The organism is Micromonospora sp. WMMC415, assembly GCF_009707425.1.
Taxonomy (GTDB): Bacteria; Actinomycetota; Actinomycetes; order Mycobacteriales; family Micromonosporaceae; genus Micromonospora.
Map to the genome: position 1 here is coordinate 1,063,316 of NZ_CP046104.1, position 20,900 is coordinate 1,084,215.

The window sequence follows — 20,900 nt, forward strand, 5'->3', positions numbered from 1 at the left end:
ACTCGACCGCCGGTGCTCAGCCTCGCCGCAGCCTCGGCAAGGTGAGGGCGTAGACGACGCCTAGCAGTAGGCCGTAGATCAGGTGGCCGAGCAGGCTGCGCCACGCGTCGGCGTTCACCTGGAAGATCATTTCGTTCATGCCGAGCCAGGCGGGCATGATCAGCAGGGCGCCGAGGACCCACCACAGCGCCCCGTACAGCAGGCCGAGACCGGCCGAGGTCGCCGGTGTTGCCGCCCAGCGCCCGAACAGCGCCGCGAAGATCGCCCCGAACAGGGCCGAGTTGGCCAGGTGGACCAGCCAGCCGACGGTGATCGACTCGCTGTCCACCAGCATCGCCACCATCGGCATCATGCCCCACGTTTGCATGAGGATCCCGAATACGATGCCGCCGGCCAGGCCGCCGGAAATCCCCGCGACGAGGCGGGCCGGCAGGCTCACCGTGCCCGCCGCGGTGTGTGCGGTCGTCATCGCTAACCTCCTGATGTCCGCTGACCGGTCGGTGACCGACCGTTACGCCACTTGCTGGTGGGGACGCTGCTGCCGTCGCGGTGATTGCGTTGGGGCGTACGGGCGCCGCCCGTACGGGTGTCGGTCGCCCGTCTTCCCACCGAGGAGGGGATAGCGGCGGGCGCTGGCAGGCGGATGCAATCAGCGGTGGCGGCGATGAGTCCTACCCGGAAGATGGGTGGGCTGATGAGTGACGACGACGAGTTTCTACACGCGGTCAGCGAGCATCTGGATCTGGTCTACAACCTGGCCAGGCGGCTGACCCGCTCGCGGCCAGCCGCGGAGGACCTGGTGCAGGAGACGTACCTGCGGGCGTTGCGCGGGTGGCGGCGTCGGCCGCCGGAGGACGTGCGCGCCTGGCTGGCCACGATCTGCCTGAACACGGCCCGGACCGGCTACCGGAGGGAGGCGGCTCGGCCGGCAGAAGTGCTCGACCCGGACGCGGGCGTAACGCTGGTCTCCGCCCACGACACCGCCGCCGAGGCGATCAGCGCCGCGGTGCGGGACCAGGTGCACCAGGCGATGTGGCAATTACCGGCCGCGCAGCGGGAGGCGATCACCCTGATGGACCTGTGCGGGTTCACCGCGGCGCAGGTCGCCACCATGACCGGCACGCCACGCGGCACGATACTGGCCCGGGTGCACCGCGGCCACAAGCGTCTCGCGGCGTTGCTGCAGCAGCAAGGGGTGACACCCGGTGAGGCATGACCACGACGACGCCACGATCGGGGCCTACCTGGCAGGCGAGCTGCCCGCTGACCAGCGGGACGCGTTTGAGGAACACCTGCTGACCTGCGACCGGTGCTGGGCCGAGGTCGACGCCGGCCGGCGCGGTCGTACTCTCGCCATGCAGGCCTACGAGCCGGCGCCTGCGCGCCTGCTCCTGCGGGCCCACGCGGCGGTCACCGCCGAGCCGCCCGCCCGGCACCGCACCCGGGCGTGGGTGCTGGTGGCTGCCGTGTTGACCCTCGTCGCAACGCTTTCCGTCGCCGCGGCGGTCCTCGTCGCCGTGCCAGACGGGCAGCCTGCGCCGATCGCCGCCGCGGTCGCCGGCTACCACGACGAGCAACTGCCCGGTTCCGGTATCCCCCTGCAGGCCGCACCGGACCTGTCCGCGTTGCGGCTGGCCGGCACCGCCGCCGGCACCGGCCGGCTGGCCGGCCATCCGGTCACCGGGTACGCCTACCGTGACGACACCGGACGGCGGCTGCTGATCTACCTGTCCGACGAGCCGTTTCCCATGCCTGCCCGAGCCGATCATCCGAACGGACCGTCCGGCTCGGGTATCACCCACCACCGTGGGGTGGTGGTGCTCTGCTCGCGCAGCCCGCACACCGTTCTCGTCCTCGGCGAGGACCAAAACCTGGTACGGCAGGTCGCCGCCGCGCTCGACCTCGGATGAGGCCGACCCGGATTCCGCGACGGCCACCGTGATAGGCGCGCTGGGCCGCGGCCGGCTGCCGCTCGCGGCCGACATGGTGGTGCTGCGGGATCTGCCGGACACGGGCGGTCGCGACGAGGATCGGGGGTGGGCACCGCGGCCCGGAGAGGCTAAGGGCTTGTCTTCGTCCGACTCCTTTGTCGCGGTTGGCTGTCGCGGCCGGGCTGGGCTGGGCACGTGCCGGGCCGGCGTGTGAGGCCGTGGCCGTTCGGCGCTGGGGCCGGGACAGTGGATGACCGGTAGCGAGCAATCCCAGCGGTGTGCCCGGGTCAGTCGGCGGTATGCGCCGTCAGAACGCCACCCGGGTTCCTTGTCTCGCCTGCGCTGTGTTCCTCGTTCCTCGCGGGCCTTCTCGGGTGGATCACCTGCGGCCGTTGTACGGTCGTGGACGCCGCGCCGGCGCAGACCCAACCTCTACCGGGAGCGACATGGAACTGTTCACCAGCCCCGAGCTTTGGATCGCGTTCGCGACCCTGCTGCTGCTCGAGGTCGTACTCGGCATCGACAACGTCGTGTTCATCTCCATCCTGGCCGGCCGTCTACCTGCGCACCAGCAGGCCCGGGCGCGCACCATCGGGCTGTCGCTCGCGCTGATCACCCGGCTGCTGCTGCTCGCCTCGCTGTCCTGGGTGATCGGACTGACCGCGCCGCTGTTCACCGTCGCCGGGCAGGAGATATCCGGGCGTGACCTGATCCTGTTGCTCGGCGGGCTGTTCCTGCTCGGCAAGGCCACCTACGAGATCCACGAGCATCTTGAGGGTGCGGAACACGGATCGAGCGGCAAGGCGGCGTCGTTCGCCGCAGTCATCGCCCAGATCCTCGTGCTCGACGTGGTGTTCTCCCTCGACTCGGTCATCACCGCCGTCGGCATGGTGGACGAGCTATTCATCATGGTCGCCGCGGTCGTTGTGGCGATGATCATCATGCTGGTGTCCGCCGGCGCGGTCAGCCGTTTCGTCAACGAGCACCCCACGGTCAAGATGCTCGCCCTGTCGTTCCTGCTGCTCATCGGCGCCAGCCTCATCGCCGAAGGTTTCGACCAGCACATCCCCAAGGGCTACGTGTACGGACCCATCGCTTTCTCGATCTTCGTCGAGTTTCTCAACCTGCGTGTACGGGCCCGCCAGCAGCGCCGTGCGGCTGAACCCGTCCATCTGCACCCCACCTACGTCAAGTCGGAAGCGGCCGGCGATCGGTAGCCGTCACCCGTGCCCGCCGCCGGTGCAGACAACGGCCACGGCGGTCGTGACCGCCGTGGCCGTCGCGTACCATCTCGCCCTGCCGCGCTCCGCCAGAGTCCGGGCAGCTCTGCGGCCTGTCCCTTGCCAGGGGCAGGCCGGTGCGGGCGGCGAGTGGTCAGTGGACGCGGCGGCGGCCGTAGGTGCCGGCGGCGACCGCGACGCCGATCGCGGCGAAGGCCACCTGAAGGGCCAACTCGATCCAGTCGATGCCGGCGGTGTCGTCCACGCCGAGAGCGCCAGCGACGAGCGTGCCGAGGATCGCGGCGACCACGCCGATGAGCAGGGTCAGCCAGATCGGAATGTTCTGCTTGCCCGGCACCACCAGGCGGCCGAGCGCGCCGATGACCAGACCGATGATGATGGCGGTGAAGAAGCCGGTAACTTCCACGAGAGCCGTCCCTTCAAAGGTTGTCTGCCGGGGTCACTGGTGCCCGCGCGGTGCCGTCGGCGAAACCTTCCTGACGGCCTGCCGCCGCTTCTTCGTACACCTGTCATGCAACCGTGCACCGGTCGTCAACCGGCGTCAGCGGCGACACGGTCCGGGGTCCGCTGGACCCTCCCGCGACCAGGCTCACCGGCTCGGTAACGGCGGTAACGCTGGCTGCCATGCCTGATCCGACCCCTCAGTGGCCGCTGGCGTGGAGCATCGCGGTGTTCGTCATCGCCGGGCTCCCTGTTCCACGCCGCGCAGACCGACGAGCTCTTGGTCACTGCCGCGGGGTGTTCATGACCGCCGTCGTCCTCGCCGGCATGCTGGTCCGCCGGCCCCGCGGCCGGGCCGAGTCGGCTTCGAGGGCATTTCTGTTGCTGGGTGGCTACCTCGCCGTCGTCGCCGTCCTTGACACCGGAACCCGAGTCCGACCACCTACGCGGCTGTCGGCTCGTGCCTGGGGTGTGCTCGCCGCAGTGGGAGAGCGAAACCCGATGCGCTGGCAGGCCGGTAGCGCACGTCCACACCGTGTGGCGTGGCGCCGGAAGCCCGGCACCACGCCGCGAGGGAACTACTTGCCGCCGGCGAGGGCGACCAGGGCGTTGGCGGTGCGGAAGTACGGGTTGCGGCCGAGGTCGCCGACGGTGGTGATGTTGAAGGCGTCCTTGAGCAGCTTGGCGTCGCCGTCGCTGACCCCGGCGAGGGCGGACACCGGGGCGTCGACGATCTCGGTGAGGGTCTTGTCCTGGTAGGCCTTGTCGACCAGCTTGGTGAGGTCGGCGGTGACGGGCATGCACACTCCTTCGAAATCCCGGCCGGACAATCCGACCGGTTGCGGACAAACCTGCAGAATTAGATCATGGAGCGGGTGCGCGCTTCCACTGTGGATTGGAGGGGTTCAGGCTTCCTCGTCGCCGCCCTCGTCGTCGCCGAAGGAGTCGAAGACCTCGTCGGCGACCATGCCGCCGGCGAAGCCGAGCGCCGCGCCACCGACCACACCCGCGGCGACGGCGCCCATACCGGGGCCGCCGTGCCGCTCGTGGTGGTGCTCATCCTTGTAGTGGCCGCCGGGGTGGCCGTATCCGGCGTGCCCGTGGCCGGGGGCGCCGTAGGCGGGCTGCCCGTAGCCGGGCGGCGGGGGCGGCGGATAGCCGGGGGCGCCGTAGCCCTGGGCGGGCGGGGCGTAGCCGTGGCCGGCGTGCAGGCTCTGGTAGCCGTCGAGGGCCTGGCGGACCCAGGTGTCGACCTGCGCGGCCCAGTCGACGCGGTCGGCGTCGGCGTGCGCGGCGTGGTAGCGGCCGAAGGAGTCGTGGCCTCCGGTGAACAGGCCGCCGCGCTTGTCGAATTCGAGGACGGCATCGACGCCGTGCTCGTTGGCGACGAAGGTCAGTTCGACCTCGTTGACGGTGTGGGCGTACTGGGGGGCGGCGTAGTACTCGATCTCCTGGTAGAACGGCAGGCTCTGGTGCAGGCCGGAGATGTGCCCGCGTTCTAGGTCGGCGCCCTTGAACCCGAAGCCGAGTCGGCCGAAGGCCTCCAGGATGCGTTCCTGCGCCGGCAGCGGATGCACGTACACCGGGTCCAGGTCGCCCTTGTCGACCGCGCCGCGGATGGCCACCTCGGTGCGCAGGCCCATCGTCATGCCGTGCAGGTGCTGCCCGTACAGGTCGGTCACCGGGGTCTCCCACGGCATCGCCACCTGCAACGGCAGCGACAACTGCTGGCCTTCGCGCAGGTGCAGGCCACCGGCGACCTGTACGCGGTGGAACTCGACGAGGGCGTCGTACTCCTCCTCCGCGCCGTCGACCTCCACCCGGGTGACCAGGCCGACGGTGATGTGGTCGACCTCTACATCGTGGCTGCCGCCGGTCAGGTTCACCTGCCCGCCCAGCATCAGGCCCGGGCGGGTGTTCGGATTGGACAGGACGGTATCGACGCTGGGGCCGCCCACCCCGAACGCGCCCAGCATCTTCTTGAACACCACGGACCTCTCCCTCGACGACCACACGACCGTGCGACGCCCGGATCCGGTGGAACTTCCACGCAAATCCTTGCGCCGCAACGAGATCAACGACCTCCATAATGGATGCCGCTGCGCCGGGAAACTACCAACGCCACCTGAGAAGTAGCTGAGTGCATCCGCATGGTTACTGTTGGGCAGGGCCGGCGTGACCCTACCGCAGAGGCGGGTTCCATCCCACCTCTGCGGTAGTCGCCGATCCGGCCCGTTCAGGAACTCGCCTCGTCCTCGCCGCCCTCGTGGCCGTCGGCGCGCGTCGGCGTGGTCCGCAGGCGTACCCGGGTGATGGCCCGCCCCGTCACCTCGGCCACCTCGGCGGTAAGGCCCGGCAGCTCAACCACCTCACCGGGCGTCTTCGGAATGTGACCGAGGTGCGCCAGGACCAGGCCCGCCACGGTGGTGTAGTCGCCGGCCTCGAGGGTGTCCTCCTCGAGATCGATGCCCACGTCCGGCAAGTCGTGCAGCGGGAAACCACCCGACATCAGCAGCGACCCCTCCGCCTCCCGGACGACGGCCTGCACGTCCCGGTCGGTCTCGTCGTAGATCTCCCCGACGATCTCCTCGACCAGGTCCTCCATCGTCACGATCCCGTCGATGGAGCCCCGCTCGTCCACCACGAGGGCGAACTGCTGCCGCTGCGACCGCATTTCCCGGATCGCCTCGGTCACCTTCAACGTCTCCGGCAGATACACCGCAGGGCTGGCGTACTCGCCGACCGGGCCGTCCTGGTCGAGCAGGTCGCGCATGTGCACCACGCCTACGGTGTCGTCGAGTCCGCCGCGACCGACAACCGGGGCGCGGGTCTGCCCCGATGCGGCCAGTTCCCGCAGCGCCTGCGGCGCGGACAGCGACTCGGACAGGGTGACCACCTCGCGGCGCGGGACGAGGATCTCCCGCAGGATCCGCTCGGCCACCTCGAACGCCCCCGAAATGATCATCCGGTGTTCGGGAGTGAGGTTGCGCTGCGCGGCGACCATGTCCCGCAGTTCCTCGGTGGTGACCTCTTCCCGCCGGGCGCGCGGGTCTCCACCGGTCAGCCGCACCACCGCGTCGCTGGCCTTGCTTAGCAGCCACACCGCCGGGCGGGAGAACGCCGACAACGCGTCGAGGGGGCGGGCGACCAGTAGCGCCCAGCTCTCCGCGCGCTGCATCGCGATCCGCTTCGGCGCCAGCTCACCCAGCACCAGGGTGACGAAGGTCAGCAGAATCGTCACGATGACGATCGCTACCGGCTCTGCCGCCGACCCCAGGAACCCCAGCGGCCCCACCAGCGGTGCCGCGAGCGACACCGCCGCGGCCGCCGAGGCCAGGAACCCAGCCAGGGTGATACCGATCTGAATCGTGGCCAGGAATCGATTCGGATCCCGCGCCAACCGCGCTAGCACCCGCCCCGCCCGGGAGGTCCGCTCCAGGCGCTGCAACTGGCTCTCCCGCAGCGACACCAACGCCATCTCGCTGCCCGCGAACACCGCGTTCACCAACACCAACACGAACACCAGCGTGACCTGCACGCCATAGCCGCCCACGGCCTGTTCGACGCCTCCTCGACCGGACCCTCCGGAGCACCAACCGTAGCCGCCCCGGACACACCATGCTGATCGCCCTGTCGGCAGCGCCAGCCAGGTGGCAGGCGTCGGTCATGCTCAGAACATGATCCGGTTTGTGCTCAACGTGCTGTGGCTCATCTTCGGCGGCGGCATCGTCCTCGCCGCCGGCTACGGCATCGCCGCGCTGATCTGCTTCGTACTGGTGATCACGATCCCGTTCGGCGTCGCGTCGCTGCGCCTGGCGGTCTACTCCCTGTGGCCGTTCGGCCGCACCCTCGTTCCCAAACCCGGCGCCGGGGTCGCCTCCGGACTGGCTAACGTCCTCTGGGTGGTGCTTGCCGGCTGGTGGCTGGCCCTGTCCCACATCCTCGCCGGCATCGCGCTCTGCCTCACGGTCATCGGCATCCCGTTCGGCATCGCCAACTTCAAGCTCGTCCCCGCCGCGTTCTGGCCTCTCGGACGCGAGGTCATCGACGCCCCCTAGTGCCGTGACCACGAACGTTCACGGTGTTGGATGACACGCCGTCCGGCCTGTCGGCCGGGCGGCGTTGTGGCGGTCAGGCTGTGGCGGTGGCAGAACCCGTTCGCGTTCGGCGGCTCAGTGACCAGGAGGGTCAGCAGCTGCTGAGGATCACTCGTAGAGGTACCGGCTCGCCGATCCGGTTACGGCGGGCCATGGTCGTGCTCGCCTCGGCCGGTGGGAACACGGTGCCGGCCATCGCCCGTCTCGTGCAGGCCGATGAGGACACGATCCGGCAGGTCATCCACCGGTTCAACGAGATGGGGATGGCCAGCCTGGACCCTCAGTGGGCGGGTGGCCGTCCCCGCCAGATCAGTAGCGACGAGGAACAGTTCATCGTCGAGACGGCCAACACCCGACCCGAGAAACTGGGGCGGCCGTTCATCCGCTGGAGCATCCGCAAGCTCGCCGACCACCTGCGCCTGCATGCCACCCGGCGGGTCCGGATCGGGCGGGAACGGCTGCGGCAGCTCCTGCACCGGCACCGGATCACCTTCCAGCGGACCAAGACGTGGAAGGAGTCCACCGACCCTGACCGGGACGTCAAGCTCGCCCGGATCGAGTACGTCAGCAGCCACTTCCCGCAGCGGACGTTCGCCTTCGACGAGTTCGGGCCCTTGGTGATCCGCCCTCAGGCCGGCACAGGGTGGGCGCCCGCCGGCCATCCGCACCGGCTGCCCGCGAACTACCACAAGCTGTACGGAGTCCGGCAGTTCCACGGCTGCTACAGCGTCGGCGACGACCAACTCTGGGGCGTCGTCCGCAGGCGCAAGAGCGCCGCGAACACCCTCGCCGCCTTGAAGTCGATCCGCGCCGCACGGCCGGACGGCGCGCCGATCTACGTCATCCTGGACAATCCGCGCACAAAGGCCTCAAGATCCGCAGGTGGGCGGCCCGGAACAAGGTCGAGCTCTGCTTCACCCCGACATACGCCTCCTGGGCCAACCCGATCGAGGCCCAGTTCGGGCCGCTACGCACCTTCGTCATCGCCGGCTCGAACCACCCCAACCACACCGTGCTGACCCGGCGGCTGCAGGCCTACCTGCGGTGGCGCAACGCCAACGCCCGCCACCCCGACGTCCTGGCCGCCCAACGCCGCGAACGCGCCCGCATCCGCAGCGAACGACAACGACGCTGGGGCCAACCCACCACCCGCGCAGCCTGACCCCACACCGTCAACGTTCGTGGTCACGGCACTAGAGACGGATCGCGTCATCGGTGCGCGTGATGCCGCGCGTGTCGAAGAAGCGCTTGGCCAACGCGGCGAGCCGGTCAGCATCGTAGTCACGATGGTGCTGGACGAGGATCACGAGGTCAGCCGACGCGACCGCGGCTTCCAGATCATCGACCTTCATGACGCCGATGCCCGGCTGCCATTCCGCAACGAACGGATCGTGGTAGCTGATCTTCGCACCGAGACCGTTGAGGTCACGAGCGAGGGGAATGGCCGGGGATTCGCGCTCATCTGCGATGTTCGCCTTGTACGTGACACCCAGCAGCAGGATGTTCGCGCCGGTCGTCGCCAGCCCGGCTTCGTTGAGGATGTTCTGGGCGCGTCTTGCCACGTACGCCGGCATCGTGGCGTTGATCTCCTCCGCCAGCTCGACGAACCGGAACGGGTAGCCGAGCTTCACCCGCACGTTGTGGCTCAGGTAGTTCGGATCGATCGGGATGCAGTGACCACCCACACCCGGCCCGGGGTAGAAGGCCTGAAATCCGAACGGCTTGCTCGACGCGGCGCGGATGACGTCCCACAGGTCGATACCGAGTCGGTGGCAGAACTTGGCCATCTCGTTGACGAGCGCGATGTTGACGTGCCGGTAGGTGTTCTCGAGCAGCTTGGCCGTCTCGGCCTCCCGGGTTCCCTTGGTACGCACGACCGTGTCGACGAAACGCCCGTAGAGGGCCGCCGCGGCTTCCGTGCATGCCGGCGTGTGGCCGCCGACGACCTTGGGCGTGTTGCGTGGACCGAACTCCTTGTTGCCCGGGTCGATGCGCTCCGGCGAGAACGCCAGGTGGAAGTCCGTGCCGGCGATCAGGCCGCCAGCCTCCAGGATGGGACGCACCAGTTCGTCGGTGGTGCCGGGGTACGTGGTTGATTCGAGAACGACGAGCATCCCGGGGCGGAGATTGCGGGCAACGGCCTCGGTGGCCAACTGGACCGCACCGAGGTCGGGCCCGCCCTCGGCGGACAACGGTGTCGGGACACAGATGACCACCGCCTTGGCGGCAGCGATCTCGCCCTCGTCGGTCGTCGCGCGGAAGCCGCCTTCCCTCATCTGGACGACGTCGTCATCGGACAGATCATCGACGTGTGACCGGCCATCGTTGAGTGCCTTCACCAACGGTGCACTGACGTCGAATCCGATCACCGACAGGCCCGCCGATGTCGCCTCACGGGCTAGCGGAAGCCCCACGTATCCGAGCCCAATAACAACTACGTCGACACTCACGGTCGCTCCTCTGCTGGGTGACCAGGCCCCGTATGCCCAGCCGTAACGAGCCGGTTCAAGCGACACCCGAACCGGATGATGTTGCCGAAACTCAACCAACGTCGATTAGTCGTGAACGTTCCACGCCGCGCCCACGAGACAATGCGCCCCTATCTGCTGCGAGCGCAGCCCAGGTGCGGGACGACAGATTTCTTGAATGCCTTCATGTTGCGAGGCGTGTTGTTGTATCGCCAGTCTGCACTGGAGTGCGGCGGCGGCGCCTGGGTCCAGATCAGGCCGATGACATTCGGGTGGGCGCGCAACCAGGGGCCCAACGTGGCCATCCACCGGTCCTTCTCCCTCCCCTCCACGCCGGTCTCGGCGAGGACGACCGGCTTCTTCGAGAGGCGAGCGAGCAGCTTCATGGTGGGATCGAACGTCTGCCCTGCGGACGACTCGAATCCGAAGACGGAGCTGTTGACTCCGTAACCGGTGAAGCCGATAAGATCGACCCATTCGTCGCCGGGCCAGAACTGGGAGACGCCCTCGACGGTGGCGCCGCGAATGATGTTCGGAGCCCAGAGCCACAGGACGTTGGTCGCACCGGCCTCGCGGAACAGCGTGACCACGTGCTGCCAGGCCTTGACGTACAGGGACGGGGTGTTGCCGTTGACACCGGCCGCCCACGGTGACCAGTCCCCGTTCATCTCGGGCGCATAGCGGATGACCACCAGGTCGCCGTACTCCACAACGGTGTCCGCGACGGCACGCAGCTTGGCGTCGTTCTTGCCCGCCACGGTGGCCGCGAGCGACCATGACTTCTGCTCCACGGCCGGGCCCAGATCCTTCGGCTGAACCGTGAGAAACGGGATACCCGCAGCATTTGTCAGCCTGGACAACTCGAACGGGGCTCCGATGGAGGCGTAGACCCCGCGCCACACCGGCCGGCATCCGATCTCTTTCGCTGTCCGGTCAGCCTCTTCCGCAGCGTCCTGCTCCGAGGTCACACCGAATGCGGGCTTGTCCGTCCGCAGCATGGAGACGTCGGCACGAATCGCGCTAGCTCGCAGAGCCGGATCTGTTGCGGCAACTGCGGACTGCCGGCCCTCCGAACTGATGGATGACGGTTTCATCGCGCATCCAGCCAGTAGCAGCAGCGGCAGCACCAGCAAGTACCTTCTCATGGTCCCCCCCGATCTCGACCTCGACCTGCTGACGAGTGCCCCATTTGAAACGCATGCAGGAGGCGATGGCCCAGAGCCGCCACACCCGCAACACCGACCACTGCCACAGGATCGCGATCGGCGCCAGAAAGAGGAACCAACCCAACTGGGCGGGCATCCTCTGGTCGGACCGCCGAACCGTGAAGATCCGCAACAGTTGGACGTAGCCGAGCACGATCAGCATCCCGAGCGTCAGCAGCAGCAGCTTCGCATCCGCGATCAACGCGTCGGTCCCCGCGCCGCGCGCCCACGCGACGACATCGGCCACCGGTTTCACCACGAAGAGTGACGACACGACGATGGTCGACGCGATGGCCTGGACCCATTTCAGCGCGTGCAGCCAGTACGCGATCCGGTTCATCGGCAGGTACTTGAAGCGCCAGAAAGATCTGATGAACGATCCTCGCAGCCAACGCATGAACTGGCGCCGGTGGTTGGAGAGGCGCTCCGGCATGACACAGAAGGCGAAAGCGTTCGACTGCTGGACGGTCTTGCCCCGGAGCAACGCCTGAAGCGTCAGGTAGGAGTCGTCGGAGAACTCGACCCGTCGTCCGAAGAACTCCTCGTTGGAGTAGCCGAGGCGGCACTCGTCGATCACGCGCGCGCGGTACAGCGAGATCCCGCCCGAGTTGACAAGCACCGACCCCAGCGCCGACGTGGCGGACCTGTCAGTCAACTGCGAGGCTGTGGTGATCAGATCCACGGCCCGGGCGATCGGCCCGTTCAGGTTGTAGGTGAGGAACACTCCGGCGACCGACATCACCTTGGGATCGGCGAGCGGTTTAATCAAGTTCTCGAGGGCGTCCGGCGCGAGGACCGAGTCGGAGTCGATCGTGAGGTAGGCGTCCGCCCAGCCGGCGAAGCGTAGGGACGCGGCGACGTGGGTCGCTCGCTTGCCCCGGTTTCGGTCGCGCACCCAGACGAGTGGGACCCCCACCGTGTTCGCGGCGTCGGTAGCCCACAGCTCGGTGGGCAGGTAGTCCACCTTGTTCGACCCGTCGTCCCGCACATAGATCGCGTCGGGCAGGCGGGTCTGCGCGAGAAGGCCGCGGATGGTCGCGATGACGGCATCGACGTCTTCGTTGTAGAGCGGCACGACCGCCACGACCCTCAACTTCGCCAGCTCGGCCGCCTGCTTGGCGGTGACGCGTCTGGGGCGGTCGAAGGTCGCGAGGACAAGGTGCAGGAAGTACACGACGAAGGCGAACGTGTAGACGACTTCGAACGCGGACAGGCTGGTGGTCGGGTCCTCGATGCGGGTCACGTGGTGGAAGAGCCACAGCGAGGAGGCGCCGAGCATGAGGACCACGGCGGGCAGCGCGCGGCCAGGGACCCACCGTGCGGTCTTGGAGGCCTTGCTCACGGCTTCTTCCCGCGTCGCCAGAAGAGGCGCACGGACGTCGCGAAAAGCGTTACGACGCCGACCGCGGCAAGGAGGATTTCGAACAACCCGAGATGGGGAGGCACGCGAACCTAGCTTTCGATCAAGGGACGGCAGCCCGTAGCAGCCCGGACATGCTACACAGAGATGGCGGTCGGGCACTGTCCCCCGGACGGCGGAGCAGGAAATCCTTCGCATTGCTAATTCTTCCGGCGGCTTCATCCAATTTGTGGGCCATATGGCAGTTCGTGAGCGCCACGGAGAGCCGCCGGCCGGGCGGTGTGGGGGTCGCAGATCCCTGGGGGGGTTCCTCCCCGCGTTCTTCCGCTACGGTGTGCGGCATGACGTACGGCTACGGCGAGGGTTCGCCCCCACGTGGTCGGGGGCCGTCCTGGGACCAGCGGAACGATCCTTCTGGCGTCGGTACTTCCCCGCACGGCGACGTTCGGCGGCAGCAGCCCTCCTACGGGCAGCCTTCGCAATGGGCTGGCGAGGGTTGGCCCAGCAACCGCCGGCCCCACCCGGATCCTGGCGGGTCGCCGCCGCACCAGGGTGGCCAGGCGGAGATGCCGGCGGGCTTCAGTTCACCGCCACGGTCTTCGGCGTCGCGGCGTGACGTGGCCCAGCGGAGCGGTCCGTATCGAGGCGGCGAGTACGGTGCCACCGATCAGGCGTATGGCCGCGATCCGGGCTTGAGCGGCAGCGGCGCCGTCTACGGCGTCCCATCGGGTGAACACGGCGCCGTTCCCCGCCGCGAGCCGGAGCAGCTGTACGGAGCGGCCCGGCACCAGACCCAGGCGAGCTCCCGCAGGCCGGAGCAGGCCGACGCGGGATCCCCGGCCCGGCGCCGATCGCGCAGGCCCCTCGTCTTCGTCATCGTCCTCGTGATGCTGGTGGCCGGCGGCGGTGCCGGCTGGTATCACCTGCGAAGCGCGGCGGATGCGCCTCGCACCGAACAGGAGCGCAGGGTCGCGGACCAGAAGGTCGACCCGGTGCCGCTGACCGCGACCGAGGTCTTCGGCTCCGGGACGATTCCCGGTGCCGAGGGCCGGGGACCGTACAAGATCCTCAAGACGCAGGCGTCGACCGAGTGCAAGGTGGCCGCGGGTGGAGCCATCGCGGAGATCCTGGCGACGGCTGGCTGCACCCAGGTGGTACGGGCCACGCTGATGTCGTCGGATGGAGCCCTTGTCATCACGACCGGCGTCTTCAACCTCGAAACCGATCGGAAGGCCGAGAAGGCGTCGGTCGCGATCAAGGATGCCGTCGATGCGGGAAAGGGCCGGTTCAGCGGCCTGGTCGCGGGCGGTGCGTCGGACATCATCAGTCGTGCCGCCGCGAACGTGGCGTGGGACGTACGCGGCCACTACCTTGTGTACTGCCTCATCGCGAACGCGGACGGCAGTGCGATTGCGGCGGACGATCCCCGCACCCAACAGGTCCGGACCGACCTGGTCGAAAGGCACTTCGGCGACCTCGTGATCCAGAAGCGCGAGACCGGTACCGGTCCGAAGGTGGTGGCCTCGACGCGGCCGTCGTGACGAGGCACGTGCGACTCACCGATCGTCCTTCGCGGGCCGTCCAGGCGGGGACCGGGCGGGGCGTGGATCATGGATTTCACCTGGTCGCACCGGACGTGAGATAATCTCTACCGTGCCTATCAGCAAGACCCAACTGATCGCCGTGCTCGGTAACGAGTTGTGGTGCTCAACTCTCAGCCCCGGCGTACCCTGGCTGAGCGCCGAGCTGCGCGAGCGGATGAAGCGGCCGCGCGTCGGTGACCTGGTCGTCGAGTTCTCCGCGGGGCAGCGTGGCGACCCGGATGGCGTTGGATGGCTGCGCGGCATCGAGTTCGCGGACGGCCGCGGCGGCGACAGCGTGAACATCGATGGTCGCCGTATCGTCGATGCGTGGATGATCGAGCCGATCGACAAGCCCGGACAGACGATCCGATGGGGTAACGCGACGTTCTTCGCGGTTCCGCTGCAGAGCGCCCGACAGTGGCTGGCTGCCTCCTGAGTCGCGGCTGGTCCCGGCGCCGTCCCCGACGGGGACTGGGTAGCGGCAGGCGCGCCTGCCTCGAGCTGGTCGACCGGCGTGCCGGCCAGGATCCGACCCGAGAGGATCCTCGCTGAGGTTTCGGCTATCCTGCCCACGTGGCGGAGCGGCGTGACATTCGTGGATGACTACAGCGCGTCCCTGCTTGGCCGGCCCACTCGGCGGAGGCTGTTGGCAGCAGGCGCGGCCGGAGCGGCCACGCTCGTCGTTCCCGGGGTCGGCGGTCAGGCACAGGCCGCGCACGGTGCCTCGACCGGGTCGGTGGCAGCCCGCCGCGATGCCATCGTTCGCACCATAGGCCGTACCGGTGAACGACTTCCCGCGATCGGCCTCGGTGTCGTGCCAGGCTCCGGCACGCGATCCGGGGCCGGGCGTGCTCAGTTGCCGGATGTCATGCGGGTTTACGGCGAGGCCGGTGGCCGGGTGGTCGACACCTCCCGGCTGTACGGCGACTCCGATCCTTCCGGGGGTGAGGTTCCCACCGCTCTCGGCGCGACCAGTGACTTGTTCGTGACCCAGAAGCTGCCAGCCGCGGGTGGCTTCGAGGAGAACGACATGCTGCGCCAGTGGCGAGCTGTCAGGGCCGGGCTCGGACGCGACCGGGTCGACGTCCTTCAGGTGCCCGACCTGGCAAGCGCTGAGGTTGTCGTTCCCATGCTGACCCGGTGGAAGAGTGCGGGACGGACCCGTTACGTCGGCGTCGGCCATCATTCGACCCGGTACTACCCGGCGATCGAAGTCATGATGCGGAACTTCGATGTCGACGTCATCCAGATCCGCTACTCCCTCCTCACCCGGTCGGCCGAGGAGCAGCTCCTGCCGCTCGCCGCCGAGTACGGCATCGGCGTCATCGTCACGATGCCAATGGAGGGAGGCCGCCTGCACCGGTTGGTCGAGGGCCGTCACCTGCCGGACTGGGCGGCGGATTTCGGTGCTACGACCTGGGCTCGATTCTTCCTGAAGTACGTCCTGGCACACCCGGCCGTCACGGTCGTCCTCCAGTCCACCGGCAACCCGGCACACGCTGAGGAGAACATGTCGGTCCTGCGAGGTGTACTTCCCGACGACGACCAGCGTGCGCGGATGGTGGAGCACATGGCCGGGTTCGCCGGCTTCGCTCGTCTCGCGGACGGGTAGCGGCGCTCCGGCGAAGACCGTCGGCACGCCCACGACGTCGGTCGCTCCCACCGCCGCCACACCGTCAGAAGGTGTGCGGCGGGGTGCTCACCTCATGACTTCGGCGACCGGCAGGACCGTCATGCCCCGAACGTTGATAGCCCGCATGATCGCCGCGAAGTCGTCCCGGTGACACTCGATGTTGTCCTTAGGAGAGGTGGTGACGACGCGGTGAAAGCACAGGATGAGCCAGCCGCCGGACAGCTGCGCGCGGTCGAGGAGCCCGCCAGGGCCGGCCAGGGAAGCGGGGTTCGCCGCGCCGCTGGAAACTGAGCTGATCCCGGTGAGGGATCGGAGCCGGCGTGGCATCGGAGGCGGTGTGGCCTCACGGTTGTCGGCGGAGATGATGGACCGTCCGGCGGCGAAGTAGCGCGAGACGATCGCCTCGATACTCACACCGTCCGTTGTCTGCCCGAAACGCCCGCCGGGGTAGGCGAACGAGTCGCCGTGGAAGCCGTTCTCGACCAGCCACGCCCGCAGATTCCCCGCGTCTGCATCGACCTCGGCCGCCGTCAAACCGTCGTACCGTGCCTCGTGTGCGGCGTTCTGGTACGCGTGTCCGGCCACCTCCCACCCGGACAGGTTCTGCGCCGCCTGCAGCTGGGCCATGGTGTAGTTCCCCGGCTTGCCGATCTGGTCGGCGATCGTGTACGTGGTTGCCCGGAATCCGTAGGCGTCCATCGCTGGGCGGGCGTTGTCGAAGACGTCGGCCCAGGAGTCGTCGAAGGTTATCGACACCAGACCGTCCGGGTAGGTCACCGTCGTGTCGTCGACGAGCTCGACCGACTGCAGTCGGACGGTGACGGGACCGGTGCCGGCGTCGATCACCTGGAACCGGAGGTCGGTGAACCCGGACGTCGTGGACGGGACACGGGCGGGTGAGAGAGAGAAGGCCCCGGAGGCGGTCTGGACGTCTCCCCACTGCAGGGTGACCAGCACCCACTCGCCGGACTGCACCCAGTTCTGGCTGGTCGTATGGGTGTGGACCCGCCACCGGAAGTTGTTGGCCAGGCCGGACGTCCCGACGTAGAAGCTGATCCATCGCAGCCGGGTGACGTCGGAGACCTTGAACAGCAGACGGATCGCCTTGCCGGTCAGGTCAAGCGGCGCCCCGCCCAACCTTTGGATGTTGGCCTGGTCCGCGGTGGCTCCGTTCGCGGTGGCGCGTCCGGCGGTGTTGATCGTGGCGGACTGCGTGCCGCGTACGAACTCGCTGGTGTCGTTGAGGTTCGACCACCCGACGTTGCCGCCCGTGGCGGTCCAGCCGTGGCCCGGCTGGAAGTTCTCTCTCCAGCTCGCCGCAGCCCATGCTGGAGCTGATCGCGGTGCGATGATCGGCACTGAGAATTGTCCTCCGCGCTCACTGGACGTCCTTGCCGATCCCAGATGGTCCCACCGGAGCCCGGCAGGCTCTGCGGCTGCACCGAGAGCCGATGCCCCCCTGGGCCTGACCCGGCGGGCAGGTTCGCAAGGTGGTCTCACGTTACCTGACGATCTTCCTGGCTGGAATGTGCGGAGGCGCGAGATGCTCGACATCCGCCGAGTGCGGATGGAATGAGATAAATCGTGACCTCGAGCGTGCAGAGTTCCGAGCAGGCGAACGCCCGTCACGTGATCGACGGGAGTCGACCGGACGAGGCGTCCCCGGTGCCGGTCCTCGCCAGCCCGGGAGTCAGGCTGGCGCCGCTATCCGGCCGGCCGCTGACAACCGCCGGATCACGGCTCGGTGCGGAACAGCGTGACTGGTATGACCGCCCACGCCAGTGGTGGTGGCGGCGGTGAAGAGCGAATTGAGTAGCGCTTCCTCAACCGCGTCCATGACGGCGGCGAAGACCGGGTTGATTTCCCCGTCGGGGATCGGTGACTGGTCCGGTTGAGCCGTGCTGAACGCGATCGCGTAGTCGCCGCTGGCGTTGCTGTAGGACGCCCCGACCCGACCCATCGCGAAGACCGCCCGCCGAGCGAGGCGTCCGAGCTGCCGGGCGTCCAGGGGCGCGTCGGTGGCCACGACGATCATGCACGAGTTGCCGGGTGGCTCGACTCGGTCGGCGTCCGGGATCAGCTCGTCGGCCGGCAGCGGGACGCCGAGGGCGGTCAGCACTCCGCCGAAGTTGGACTGGACGAGGGCGCCGACCGTCGCCGGACGGTCGGCGACCCGTACCGTCCTCGACGAGGTGCCGATGCCGGCCTTGAAGCCCAGGGCCGTGGTACCGGTGCCGGCCCCGACGCAGCCCTCCGCCGGCGGTTGGTCGGATGCCCCGGTGACAGCGGCGAGCACGTGTTCCTCCGTGATCGGGCGGCGGCGGATGTCCGACAGGTGGCCGTCGTTGGTCTCGCCTACCAGGGGGTTGAACGACAGGCCGTCCGGTCGGCGGTCTATCAGGTAGGTCAGCAGCGCGTCCGCGGCCCGGAAGACGGACAGGGTGGCGGTCAGGACGATGGGTGACTCCAGTACACCGAGTTCGTCCACCTGGGTTGAGCCGACGAGTTTCCCGTGGCCGTTGCCGGAGTACACGGCGGCCGGCAGCGTCCACCGTCCGGGGCCGAGTTGGCTCGGTACGACTGCCGTGACACCGGTGTGCAGGTCGGCGCCGTCGTCGATGGTGGTGTGCCCGACGAGGATCCCGGGGACGTCGGTGATCGCGTTGTGCGGCCCGGTAGACAGCGGCCCTACGACGACCCCGAGGTCTCGGGCGCGGCGGCTGACCTGGTTCATGATGCTCCTGTCGTCGTTGTTGCCGTGCGTGCGACGCAAGGATCGTTGCGGAATTTGGCCGGTCGAGTGTGGTGGTATTCGCACGACGAGGACCACGACAACATCCAGGGTGGGGTCGCGGTTATCGCGGACGAGTCGGGAAGTGTGCTGGTCGACGCCGGCAACAGCCCGGCGGCCGCCCGGCGGATCCGAGCGGAGATCGAGGCGGCCGGACTGCCGGCACCACGCCGGCTGGTCTGCACCCATCACCACTGGAACCACGTCTGGGGGGCGTGCGCCTGGCCGGACGTGGAGGTCATCGAACACCGGACCGGTGCACGCATCCTGCAGGCAGAGGCCCGACGTCCGTGGGGGCACCGGTATCTGCGCGAGGAGGTGGCCGCCGATCTCCGCTCGGGCCAAGCTTCCGGGCCCGGGCCTGGGCGATGGTCTCCTGGGACGGTTTCGCCGTCGTGCCGCCGTGCACCGAGTTCGACGACGCGCTGACCCTGCCGGGTGGGGTTGAGGTTCGCCACGTCGGTGGCCGGCATGCCGAGGACTCGACGGTGGTCGCGGTGCCGGACTCCGGCGTGCTGCTCGGGGACTGTTTCTATCCGCCGCCGTATCATCTGCGGCAGCCGGGTGACACGTACGACGGGGAGCTGATCCGGTCGCTGCTCGACGAGGGCAAGTTTGGGCGCTTCGACTGGTATGTCGACAGCCACAATCATCCGCGCACCGGGCAGGAGGTCCGGGAACTGCTCGCCACCCTTTCCGGCTGACCGCGAGGATGGGGATGCGTCCCGTCGGATGGCGGTCGAACCGCCCGGTCACCGCCAGGGTGTCCAAGGTCTCCGGTGTCATTCTTCTTGGTCGATGAACCATCTACCGGAGACCTCGCCCATTTCGATCTCCGACCCGCGCCCAGTTCGTCAAGCCAGCTCACACGCCACAGCCGACGTCGAACACCTAGGGGAGGTCGCCGTTACCACCCAGGTTGGCGATCATGCGGCGCAGGACGTTGAGGGCCGCGACGTACTCGGCGGTCCCGATGCCTTCGTGCATCTGCTCGTGAGCCCGTGCGTTTCGTGCCTTGGCGCGGAGCCGTCCCGCCTCGCCCGGCTCGGTGAGCGTCAAGGTTCCCCCGTTTTCCTTCATCCATCCACGAGCGATCAGGTCGTTGAACACCTCGTCGAAATCGATACCGAGGTCATCGAACGGGGCGAGCCGTTCGGCGAGGTCGGCGCGGCTCCAGGTGCCGGGGGAGCCAGCGACATGGTTGAGCGTCCACCAGTGCGGCTGGGTGAGATCCTCCACAGCGAGCTCCGCCCGGATGCGTCCGACCACTCTGCGGTATGCCTCGCCGCTCCAGTAGCCGATGGGCTGGGAGGCAAGCTTGTCTTGGGAGTACTCCTTCAAAACCACGCTCATGGCTCCTTCTGACCAGTTCCACAGACCTCGCCACGGTAGAAGTTCAAGGAAGCTTGAGGTCAAGTCGGACTTGTTGAGGAGACCCTCTTGCGGACGCCGGCGGGATGCTGACGCGCCCGCGCGATCGACGAGTCGACGCTGATCGTCCACTGCACCGGTATCCCGTCGTCATGCACCTTGCGTCGCGGCCAGGATCCGATCCCGCGTTGCCCAAGGAGCGGTTCGTCTCGTACGCAGGTGCCAGCCGCGACGGTGGCCCGTCGCCGCTGGTCGGCTGGGCGGGCTGGGACCACCGCGAGCAGGCCAAGCCCTCACGACGCTGATCGTGGCCTGGGAGCAGGAGGACGGCTGGGCCGCCGACCGGCTGTTCGCCGTGCGGCAAGTGTCCGCCCGACGGCAGAGCGAGTAGCGGCTGCCCATCAAGGCTCGACCAGCGGCAGTCGCTACCGCGCGAAACCGACCGATACATATGAATGCAATCGTGCCACTCAGGTGGCACATTGCATGGGGGAAGCGCGGTCTAGCGTCACGTTCCGCCGACAATGCTACATACCGAATCTGGACAAGCTGGCACAAGCGCAGGTTAGGGGCAGCCTCCCCTTCCGCCTACGGATCAAGAAGGTTAGGGGTTCGAGTCCCTTCGGGCGCGCAAGATTACAAGGGCCTGACCTGCGGAAACGTGGGCCAGGTCCCTTTGCTTGTTCGTCCCTTGTGGACCTGTGGCTGCTCGGTGGCTGCTCGTCCGACGAGCATCCCTACGTCCCGGCCCGTCCGGTGGGGTGCGGGTGGGTCCGGGT

At 68.3% G+C, this 20,900-nt stretch carries 20 protein-coding genes and 2 pseudogenes; 10 read left to right on the forward strand and 12 right to left on the reverse strand.

Translation table 11 applies throughout. The annotated features are described in order from the left end of the window. Nucleotides 1-16: 16 nt before the first annotated feature. On the reverse strand, nucleotides 17-469 hold the full coding sequence (locus GKC29_RS05230; protein WP_155329741.1) for a hypothetical protein: 453 nt from the start codon (nucleotides 467-469) through the stop codon (nucleotides 17-19). 213 nt (nucleotides 470-682) lie between these two features. On the opposite strand from GKC29_RS05230, the gene GKC29_RS05235 reads away from it, so the two are divergent. From GKC29_RS05235 to GKC29_RS05245, 3 genes are all read left to right on the forward strand, one after another. Continuing rightward, nucleotides 683-1,216 (forward strand): RNA polymerase sigma factor, encoded by a 534-nt coding sequence (locus GKC29_RS05235; RefSeq protein ID WP_155333998.1) that lies wholly within the window; start codon nucleotides 683-685, stop codon nucleotides 1,214-1,216. Next, nucleotides 1,206-1,910 (forward strand): anti-sigma factor, encoded by a 705-nt coding sequence (locus GKC29_RS05240; protein WP_155329742.1) that lies wholly within the window; start codon nucleotides 1,206-1,208, stop codon nucleotides 1,908-1,910. The genes GKC29_RS05235 and GKC29_RS05240 overlap by 11 nt, the downstream gene beginning before the upstream one ends. 467 nt (nucleotides 1,911-2,377) lie before the next feature. Further along, the gene (locus tag GKC29_RS05245; RefSeq protein WP_155329743.1) at nucleotides 2,378-3,148 is read left to right on the forward strand and encodes a TerC family protein; all 771 of its coding nucleotides are present in this window, start codon (nucleotides 2,378-2,380) and stop codon (nucleotides 3,146-3,148) included. A 157-nt stretch (nucleotides 3,149-3,305) separates the two neighbouring features. Here the strand turns inward: GKC29_RS05245 and GKC29_RS05250 are convergent, their stop codons facing one another. From GKC29_RS05250 to GKC29_RS05265, 4 genes are all read right to left on the reverse strand, one after another. Next, nucleotides 3,306-3,578 (reverse strand): GlsB/YeaQ/YmgE family stress response membrane protein, encoded by a 273-nt coding sequence (locus GKC29_RS05250; protein ID WP_155329744.1) that lies wholly within the window; start codon nucleotides 3,576-3,578, stop codon nucleotides 3,306-3,308. 613 nt (nucleotides 3,579-4,191) lie between these two features. Next, entirely contained in the window at nucleotides 4,192-4,413 is a 222-nt protein-coding gene (locus GKC29_RS05255; RefSeq protein WP_088977233.1) for a hypothetical protein, read from the reverse strand. A gap of 105 nt (nucleotides 4,414-4,518) precedes the next feature. After that, complete coding sequence (locus tag GKC29_RS05260) at nucleotides 4,519-5,604, reverse strand: sporulation protein (protein WP_155329745.1); 1,086 nt, start codon at nucleotides 5,602-5,604, stop codon at nucleotides 4,519-4,521. Between the two features lie 245 nt (nucleotides 5,605-5,849). Further along, a complete protein-coding gene (locus tag GKC29_RS05265; RefSeq protein WP_155329746.1) occupies nucleotides 5,850-7,166 on the reverse strand; it encodes a hemolysin family protein in 1,317 nt (438 codons plus the stop codon). Nucleotides 7,167-7,290: 124 nt separating this feature from the next. Between GKC29_RS05265 and GKC29_RS05270 the strand changes: the two genes are divergently transcribed. Together GKC29_RS05270 and GKC29_RS05275 are read left to right on the forward strand one after the other, a co-directional pair. Further along, entirely contained in the window at nucleotides 7,291-7,671 is a 381-nt protein-coding gene (locus GKC29_RS05270; protein WP_155329747.1) for a YccF domain-containing protein, read from the forward strand. 86 nt (nucleotides 7,672-7,757) lie between these two features. Continuing rightward, a pseudogene (locus tag GKC29_RS05275) lies at nucleotides 7,758-8,872 on the forward strand (IS630 family transposase). A 31-nt stretch (nucleotides 8,873-8,903) separates the two neighbouring features. Here GKC29_RS05275 and GKC29_RS05280 read toward each other — a convergent pair. From GKC29_RS05280 to GKC29_RS05290, 3 genes are all read right to left on the reverse strand, one after another. After that, entirely contained in the window at nucleotides 8,904-10,160 is a 1,257-nt protein-coding gene (locus tag GKC29_RS05280) for a nucleotide sugar dehydrogenase (RefSeq protein WP_155329748.1), read from the reverse strand. A gap of 149 nt (nucleotides 10,161-10,309) precedes the next feature. Beyond that, nucleotides 10,310-11,305, reverse strand: coding sequence for a glycoside hydrolase family 26 protein (locus GKC29_RS05285; RefSeq protein WP_230688927.1), 996 nt, complete (start codon nucleotides 11,303-11,305; stop codon nucleotides 10,310-10,312). Then, on the reverse strand, nucleotides 11,199-12,725 hold the full coding sequence (locus GKC29_RS05290) for a glycosyltransferase (protein WP_196255812.1): 1,527 nt from the start codon (nucleotides 12,723-12,725) through the stop codon (nucleotides 11,199-11,201). Before GKC29_RS05290 ends, GKC29_RS05285 begins: the two co-directional genes overlap by 107 nt. Before the next feature lie 635 nt (nucleotides 12,726-13,360). Between GKC29_RS05290 and GKC29_RS05295 the strand changes: the two genes are divergently transcribed. The 3 genes from GKC29_RS05295 to GKC29_RS05305 all read left to right on the forward strand — a co-directional run bounded on the left by GKC29_RS05295 (nucleotide 13,361) and on the right by GKC29_RS05305 (nucleotide 15,938). Next, a complete protein-coding gene (locus GKC29_RS05295; RefSeq protein ID WP_155329751.1) occupies nucleotides 13,361-14,284 on the forward strand; it encodes a hypothetical protein in 924 nt (307 codons plus the stop codon). 112 nt (nucleotides 14,285-14,396) lie between these two features. Continuing rightward, on the forward strand, nucleotides 14,397-14,762 hold the full coding sequence (locus GKC29_RS05300; RefSeq protein WP_155329752.1) for a hypothetical protein: 366 nt from the start codon (nucleotides 14,397-14,399) through the stop codon (nucleotides 14,760-14,762). A gap of 150 nt (nucleotides 14,763-14,912) precedes the next feature. Beyond that, nucleotides 14,913-15,938: an aldo/keto reductase gene (locus GKC29_RS05305; RefSeq protein ID WP_155329753.1), complete on the forward strand. Its 1,026-nt coding sequence runs from the start codon at nucleotides 14,913-14,915 to the stop codon at nucleotides 15,936-15,938. A gap of 87 nt (nucleotides 15,939-16,025) precedes the next feature. Here GKC29_RS05305 and GKC29_RS05310 read toward each other — a convergent pair whose 3' ends face one another. Then, nucleotides 16,026-17,318 (reverse strand): polysaccharide deacetylase family protein, encoded by a 1,293-nt coding sequence (locus tag GKC29_RS05310; protein ID WP_196255813.1) that lies wholly within the window; start codon nucleotides 17,316-17,318, stop codon nucleotides 16,026-16,028. Between the two features lie 331 nt (nucleotides 17,319-17,649). Next, nucleotides 17,650-18,693, reverse strand: a complete 1,044-nt coding sequence (locus tag GKC29_RS05315; RefSeq protein ID WP_155329755.1) for a P1 family peptidase — start codon at nucleotides 18,691-18,693, stop codon at nucleotides 17,650-17,652. 144 nt (nucleotides 18,694-18,837) lie between these two features. Here GKC29_RS05315 and GKC29_RS30490 point away from each other — a divergent pair, with 144 nt between their 5' ends. After that, nucleotides 18,838-19,179, forward strand: a complete 342-nt coding sequence (locus tag GKC29_RS30490; protein WP_370463351.1) for an MBL fold metallo-hydrolase — start codon at nucleotides 18,838-18,840, stop codon at nucleotides 19,177-19,179. Next, entirely contained in the window at nucleotides 19,119-19,454 is a 336-nt protein-coding gene (locus GKC29_RS29845; RefSeq protein ID WP_230688928.1) for a hypothetical protein, read from the forward strand. Before GKC29_RS30490 ends, GKC29_RS29845 begins: the two co-directional genes overlap by 61 nt. Before the next feature lie 187 nt (nucleotides 19,455-19,641). Here the strand turns inward: GKC29_RS29845 and GKC29_RS05325 are convergent, their stop codons facing one another. Together GKC29_RS05325 and GKC29_RS29485 are read right to left on the reverse strand one after the other, a co-directional pair. Further along, on the reverse strand, nucleotides 19,642-20,103 hold the full coding sequence (locus GKC29_RS05325) for a MarR family transcriptional regulator (RefSeq protein ID WP_155329756.1): 462 nt from the start codon (nucleotides 20,101-20,103) through the stop codon (nucleotides 19,642-19,644). A 65-nt stretch (nucleotides 20,104-20,168) separates the two neighbouring features. Then, nucleotides 20,169-20,310 (reverse strand): annotated as a pseudogene (locus tag GKC29_RS29485) (IS5/IS1182 family transposase); the annotation flags it as partial. Nucleotides 20,311-20,900 lie beyond the last annotated feature (590 nt).